Genomic DNA, 1,057 nt, shown 5'->3' with positions numbered 1-1,057 from the left:
ATTTTAAACTTATGAAATTTGAGCCGCGCTTACTTTTAAATCCTAATTACGCGCCATGTTTGGCGATGAAATTTTAAAATTTCATCGCGCCAAGTAGCCCGATCGAAAGAAGCCTTATTAATAAGCGGGCTATTTTAGTATGTCGTATTTGTCGCAGAATTCTTGTAAATAGTCTTTAAGGTAGCCGAATAGCCCTGGGTCATTTTTACCCATTTCGCAGGCTTTTTGATAGTATTGCGCCGCTCTTGCTCTGTCACTACCTGCTTCAAGGACTGAAGCGAAATTCCCGCACGCTACCCAGCTCCCCGCATCGCAGGCTCTTCTACCATACCCCATAGCCCGCGTTACATCTCTTTTTACCCCTTTACCATTTGCATACATATAACCTAAATTGTTGCAGCCATCCGCAAACTTACCGTCGCAAGCTTTATTATATAGTTCGACAGCCTTTTTATAATCTTTTTTTACCCCTTTGCCGTCGAAGTACATTGCTCCCAAATCCGAGCAAGCCATATAATCATTTACGTCACAAGCTTTTTTGTAAAAATAGAGCGTTTTTTTATAGTCCCCATCGGATGCGTTTCCTCCAAATTCGGTCGGATTTTTATAAAGAGCGCCGGCATAGCCGCAAGCCTGAGAATCACCCGCTTCGCACTTTTGCTCAAATTGTTTTCTTTGCGATTGAAATTGCGTTTCGCCGAAAGCCAAAGATCCCAACAGAGCCAAACCTAAGATAATTTTTTTCATTTTTTCTCCTTTAAAATTTTTCGTATTATCTCATTTTTCGTAGTCAGATATTGTCAATTTACATAGCTAAAATTTTATTCGCCTCCTCGATTTAAGAAATTTCGCAGAATTATACCCCCCCCCCTTAACAATCACTAAAATTTAAAATGCAAATAGACACCCCTCATTTTGCAATTTTTTACCTAAATCCTGCTAAAATGCGCTTCTAAACCAAACGAAAAGAAACTTTGCAGCGTCTAAATTTACACGCAAAAGCGTGCCGCGTGGAATTTAAATGAAAATTTAAAAGGAAAATTTTAAAGATGATGGG

Annotated in this window: 1 protein-coding gene; it reads right to left on the bottom strand. The window is 39.3% G+C overall.

The features are described from left to right. Positions 1–129 precede the first annotated feature (129 nt). Positions 130–747: a tetratricopeptide repeat protein gene (locus Q0257_RS11850; protein ID WP_298025049.1), complete on the bottom strand. Its 618-nt coding sequence runs from the start codon at positions 745–747 to the stop codon at positions 130–132. Positions 748–1,057 lie beyond the last annotated feature (310 nt).

The organism is uncultured Campylobacter sp., from assembly GCF_938018035.1.
Classification (GTDB): Bacteria; Campylobacterota; Campylobacteria; order Campylobacterales; family Campylobacteraceae; genus Campylobacter_B.
The sequence above is the reverse complement of the archived record's forward strand: the minus strand, read 5'-3'. Positions and strand labels throughout refer to the sequence as shown.

Coding starts and splice junctions, on each gene's coding strand:
- Q0257_RS11850 (WP_298025049.1), bottom strand. CDS start 747: ATGAAAAAAATTATCTTAGGTTTGGCTCTGTTGGGATCTTTGGCTTTC.